Origin of the sequence: Variovorax sp. CAN15 (genome assembly GCF_030462475.1) — a bacterium.
Classification (GTDB): domain Bacteria; phylum Pseudomonadota; class Gammaproteobacteria; order Burkholderiales; family Burkholderiaceae_C; genus Variovorax.
In genome coordinates, this window is the sequence record NZ_JASMRZ010000152.1 from 1 (window position 1) to 5,042 (window position 5,042).

Below are 5,042 nucleotides of genomic sequence, written 5' to 3' on the forward strand. Positions count from 1 at the left end.
CCACACCCAGCCGCGCCGCATTGCCGCGAGCTCCGTGGCCAAGCGCATCGCCGAAGAGCTGAAGACGCCGCTGGGCGACGTGGTCGGCTTCAAGGTGCGCTTCCAGGACCGCCTCTCGCGCGACGCCTCGGTCAAGCTGATGACCGACGGCATCCTGCTGGCCGAGACGCAGACCGATCCGCTGCTGAAGGCCTACGACACGCTCATCATCGACGAGGCCCATGAGCGCTCGCTGAACATCGACTTCCTGCTGGGCTACCTGCGCGAGATCCTGCCGCGCCGGCCCGACCTGAAGGTCATCGTCACCTCGGCCACCATCGACGCCGACCGCTTCGCGCAGCACTTCGCCTCTGCCAAGGGGCCTGCACCGACCATCATGGTGTCGGGCCGCACCTTCCCGGTGGAGCAGCGCTACCGGCCCTTCGAGGAATCGCGCGAGCACGACCTGAACGACGCCATCGCAGACGCGGTCGACGAGCTCTGGCGCGATCCGCACAACGCCGGCGACATCCTCGTCTTCCTGCCCGGCGAGCGCGAGATCCGCGAGGCGGCCGACCACCTGCGCCGCCACCTGAGCCACCAGCCGCTGCTGCGCAGCGCCGAGGTGCTGCCGCTCTTCGCACGGCTCTCGGGCCCCGAGCAGGACCGCATCTTCGACGGCCACACGGGCCGGCGCATCGTGCTGGCCACCAACGTGGCCGAAACCTCGCTCACCGTGCCGGGCATCCGCTACGTGATCGACACCGGCACCGCGCGCGTCAAGCGCTACAGCTTCCGCAGCAAGGTCGAGCAGTTGCTGGTCGAGCCGATCAGCCAGGCGGCCGCCAACCAGCGCGCGGGTCGGTGCGGGCGCGTGGCGAACGGCATCTGCATCCGGCTCTACGACGAGAAAGACTTCGAAGGCCGCCCGCGCTTCACCGACCCCGAGATCCTTCGCTCCTCGCTGGCGGGCGTGATCCTGCGGATGAAGTCGCTGCGCCTGGGCGACGTGGCGCGCTTTCCGTTCCTGGAGGCCCCGTCGCCGCGCGCGATCGCCGACGGCTACCAGCTGCTCAACGAACTGGGCGCAGTCGACGACGCCAACGAACTCACGCCGACCGGCGCGGAGCTGTCGAAGCTACCGCTCGACCCGCGCGTGGGTCGCATGATCCTGGAGGCCCGCTCGCGCAGCGCGCTGGAAGAAGTGCTGGTCATCGCCTCGGCCCTCAGCGTGCAGGACGTGCGCGACCGCCCGATGGACGCGCAGCAGCAGGCCGACCAGGCGCATTCCAAGTTCGACGACGAGAAGAGCGAGTTCAGCGGCTACCTGCGGCTGTGGAAGTGGATTGCCGACGCGCGCGGCGGGCATGGAGACACCCACAAGCTCAGCAACCGCCAGTACGAACAGCTGCTGCGCCAGAACTTCATCAACATCCGCCGCGTGCGCGAGTGGCGCGACATCCATTCGCAGCTGCTCACCGTGGTCACCGAGCACAAGTGGCGCATCAATGCCCAGCCCGCCGGCTACGAGGCGCTGCACATGTCGATGCTGTCGGGCCTGCTGGGCAACATCGGCTGGAAGCTGGAGGACGACGAGGCCTACCTCGGCGCGCGGGGCATCAAGTTCTACAAGCACCCCGGCGCGCACCTGAAGAAGAAGCCGGGGCGCTGGATCGTCGCGGCCGAGCTGGTCGAGACCACGCGGCTCTTCGGCCGCGGCATCGCCAACATCGAGCCGCAGTGGCTCGAGCAGGTGGCGGGGCACCTGCTGAAGAAGCAGCTGCTCGACCCGCACTGGGAGAAGAAGGGCGCGCAGGTGTCGGCGCTGGAGCGCGCGACGCTATACGGGCTGGTGGTGTACAGCGGCCGGCGCGTCGACTTCACGCGGGTCGATCCGGTGGCAGCGCGCGAGATCTTCATCCGCGAGGCGCTGGTGGGTGGCCAGTGGGAAACCAGGTTCCCGTTCCTGCAGGCCAACCGCAAGCTGGTGCGCGAGGTCGAGGGGCTGGAGCACAAGTCGCGCCGGCAGGACGTGCTGGTCGACGACGAGCTGATCTTCGCCTTCTACGACGCGCAACTGCCCGCCGACGTGGCCAGCGGCACCAGCTTCGAGAACTGGTACCGCCAGGCCTCGAAGGACCAGCCGCGCCTGCTGTACCTCACGCGCGACGAGCTCATGCGCCACCAGGCGGCGGGCATCACCACGCAGTCCTTCCCGCCGACACTGCGGCTGGGCGGTGTCGATTGCGCCGCGACTTATCTGCACGAACCGGGCGACGCGAAGGACGGCCTCACCGTCAGCGTGCCGCTTTTCGTGCTCAACCAGGTGAGCGAGGAGCGCTGCGAATGGCTGGTGACGGGCATGCTCAAGGACAAGATCCAGGCGCTGCTCAAGAGCCTGCCGCAGCGCCCGCGCTCGCGGCTGGTGCCGCTGCCCGAGTCGGCCTCGAAGCTGGCGGAAGAACTCTCGGTGCCCGAACTGTTCGGCACCGGCTCGCTGACCGACGTGCTGCTCAAGCGCGTGCGCGACATGACCAGCATCGACGTCAAGCGCGCCGACTTCAAGCTCGACATGCTGGCGCCGCACCTGTTCATGAACCTGCGCGTGGTCGACGAGCACGGCCGGCAGCTGGGCATGGGGCGTAACCTCGGTGCGCTGAAGGCCGAGCTGGGCGCGCAGGCGCGCGGCGCCTTCCAGGCTTTGGCTGGGTTGAACGTCAAGGCATCGCCGGAGAAGAAGGCCGCTGCCACGTCGGACGACAGGCCGAAGACATTTGCCGCGAAGGCGGCCGAGGCACCCGCCGCACTGCCCGCTGGCCAGCGCTACACGGCCTGGACCTTCGGCGAGCTGCCCGAGCTGATGGAGGTGCGCCGCGGCTCGCAATCGCTGATCGGCTTTCCAGCGCTGCGCGACGAGGGCGACGCCGTGACCATCGAAGTGTTCGACGAGCCGGCGGTGGCCGCCGCCAGGCACCGCGCCGGCCTGCGCCGCCTGTTCGCGCTGCAGCTCAAGGACGCGCTCAAGTACCTGGAGAAGAACATCCCCGACCTGCAGAAGATGTCGGTGGCCTACATGCCGCTGGGCACTTCGGAGGAGTTGCGCGCGCAGATCATCGACGTGGCGATCGACCGCGCCTTCCTGCAGGAGCCGCTGCCGACCGACGAGTTCGCCTTCAAGCGCCGGCTGGAGGAGGGCCGTGGCCGCCTCACGCTGATCGCCAACGAGGTGGCGCGGCTGGCCGGCACTGTCCTCGTCGAGTACGCGGCGGCCGCTCGCAAGATCAAGGACACCAAGATTCAGCCCGATGCGGTGCAGGACGCCGCGCAGCAGCTGCAGCGCCTTGTCGGCAAGCGCTTCATCGCCGATGCGCCGTGGACCCAGCTGCAGCACTTCGCGCGTTATCTCAAGGCGATCGTGCTGCGTCTCGACAAGCTGCGTGCCGATCCCACGCGCGACGCTAGCAAGCTCGCCGAGCTGAAGCCGCAGGATCAGCGCTACTGGCGCCTGGTGGCCGAGCGCAAGGGCGTGGTGGACGAGCGCATGCTCGAATTCCGCTGGCTGCTGGAGGAACTGCGCGTGAGCTTCTTCGCGCAGGAGCTGCGCACGCCGCAGCCGGTGAGCGTGAAGCGGCTGGACAAGGCCTGGGCGCAGCTGCAGGCCTGAGCGTTGCCGGGGAACGAAGAAAAGCCCGCTCGCGCGGGCTTTCCTTTTACGGGGGCGCGGAGGCTGCAAGGCCTATATGCGTCCCATCAGCACGAGGATCACCACGATCAGCACGACCAGGCCAAGGCCGCCACTGGGCCCGTAGCCCCAGGCGCGGCTGTAGCCCCAGCTTGGCAGTGCGCCGATCAGCAGCAGGATCAGGACGATCAGCAGAATGAACGAGAGCGACATGTTTTCTCTCCAGGGCGTTGTTGCGATGAGCCTTCATGCTCGCCCCGCCATGTCGCGCGCAAGGCCGGAGGGTAGCGCCTCCGGTGGTCAGGCAACGTCCTACCGTGGGCGTCGGCGCTTTGCCGGTGTATTCGCAGGCGCGAACAGCAGCCCCACTGTCACCAGCAGGAAAACCAGGCCCAACCCGCCCGTGATGGTCGCGCCACCCCATAGCGCGAAGAAGCCGTCGAGCATGGCATCTTGCGGGTTCTGAGGATCGAAGAAGACATCGACCGTCTCGCCGACTTCGTAGCCCGGCGGGCTGCTGCTGCTCGACGGCGCGAACTCGATGATCTCGCCCGAGGGCGCCTTGAAGCGCACCAGCGGCTTCCAGGTGCCCGACTCGTTGCGCTTCGAGCTCTCGACGTAGAGAAGCCGCATCACTTCGCCCTGGGTGCGGCTGGCCGACGCGATGAAGGACGCCGTGTTGTGGTGCAGCAGCCATGCGACGGCGCACAGCACCACGGCGACCGCACCGAAAACGAGCCTCAGGATCGCGACGGGGTTGTTCTTCATTCGGGCAGCGGCTTTCCGAGCAGCGCCGCGGTCGCGATGGCGCAGAGACCGGACAGCCCGATGCACGCCACCAGGAAAGCGGTGGCGCCAAGCGTCGCGACGACTGCCCTGGGGAAAGGCCGGGTCCGCAGGAAGTACAGCGGCACGCCCAGCAGCGGGAAGATGCCCGCCACCAGCGCAGAGCGCCCGGGCGGCAGCACGCCGCGCCAGAGCCCGTCGGCCCTGCACCACGTGTAGCACAGGGCGCCGATGAGCAGGCTGTGGACCACGTCGACCACCGAGTAAGACTTGCCCGCCACCTCCGGCACGATGGGCGAGAGCACGCCCGCCACGACGAACGAGAGCGCCAGTGCAAGAAGCACCTGTCGTGGCCTGTTCATCGTGATGGCCATCGGGTGCGGGCTGTCTGCCGTTATCGAACCGGTTGTCAGAGGCGCGCGAGGCGCTCCAGCGCCGCGAGCAGCGTCTCGTCCTTCTTGGCGAAGCAGAAACGCACCACACGCTGGTCGAAGCCGTCGCCGTAGAAGGCTGACAGCGGAATGGCGGCCACGCCGATCTCGCGCGTCAACCACAGGCAGAACTCGGCTTCCGAGAGGTCGCTCACCGCCGAGAT

4 protein-coding genes and 1 pseudogene are annotated in these 5,042 nt (G+C 68.2%); 1 reads left to right on the plus strand and 4 read right to left on the minus strand.

The annotated features are described in order from the left end of the window. Positions 1-3,643: ATP-dependent RNA helicase HrpA (gene hrpA / locus QMO14_RS32720; protein ID WP_301512281.1), on the plus strand; the 3,643-nt coding region annotated here is incomplete at its 5' end. Between the two features lie 72 nt (positions 3,644-3,715). On the opposite strand, the gene QMO14_RS32725 is transcribed toward hrpA, so the two are convergent. From QMO14_RS32725 to QMO14_RS32740, 4 genes and pseudogenes are all read right to left on the minus strand, one after another. Further along, positions 3,716-3,874 carry a DUF3309 family protein gene (locus tag QMO14_RS32725; RefSeq protein ID WP_093195340.1) on the minus strand — a complete coding sequence of 53 codons (159 nt, stop codon included), beginning with the start codon at positions 3,872-3,874 and terminating at the stop codon, positions 3,716-3,718. Between the two features lie 99 nt (positions 3,875-3,973). Next, positions 3,974-4,429 (minus strand): DUF3592 domain-containing protein, encoded by a 456-nt coding sequence (locus QMO14_RS32730; RefSeq protein ID WP_301512284.1) that lies wholly within the window; start codon positions 4,427-4,429, stop codon positions 3,974-3,976. Next, on the minus strand, positions 4,426-4,809 hold the full coding sequence (locus QMO14_RS32735) for a rard protein (RefSeq protein ID WP_301512285.1): 384 nt from the start codon (positions 4,807-4,809) through the stop codon (positions 4,426-4,428). The genes QMO14_RS32730 and QMO14_RS32735 overlap by 4 nt, the downstream gene beginning before the upstream one ends. 47 nt (positions 4,810-4,856) lie before the next feature. Beyond that, positions 4,857-5,042 (minus strand): annotated as a pseudogene (locus QMO14_RS32740) (methionine aminotransferase); the annotation flags it as partial.

What these genes read in the sequence shown, in the direction of transcription:
- QMO14_RS32735 (WP_301512285.1), bottom strand. Translation starts at nt 4,809, where the DNA reads ATGAACAGGCCACGACAGGTGCTTCTTGCACTGGCGCTCTCGTTCGTC.
- QMO14_RS32725 (WP_093195340.1), bottom strand. Translation starts at nt 3,874, where the DNA reads ATGTCGCTCTCGTTCATTCTGCTGATCGTCCTGATCCTGCTGCTGATC.
- QMO14_RS32730 (WP_301512284.1), bottom strand. Translation starts at nt 4,429, where the DNA reads ATGAAGAACAACCCCGTCGCGATCCTGAGGCTCGTTTTCGGTGCGGTC.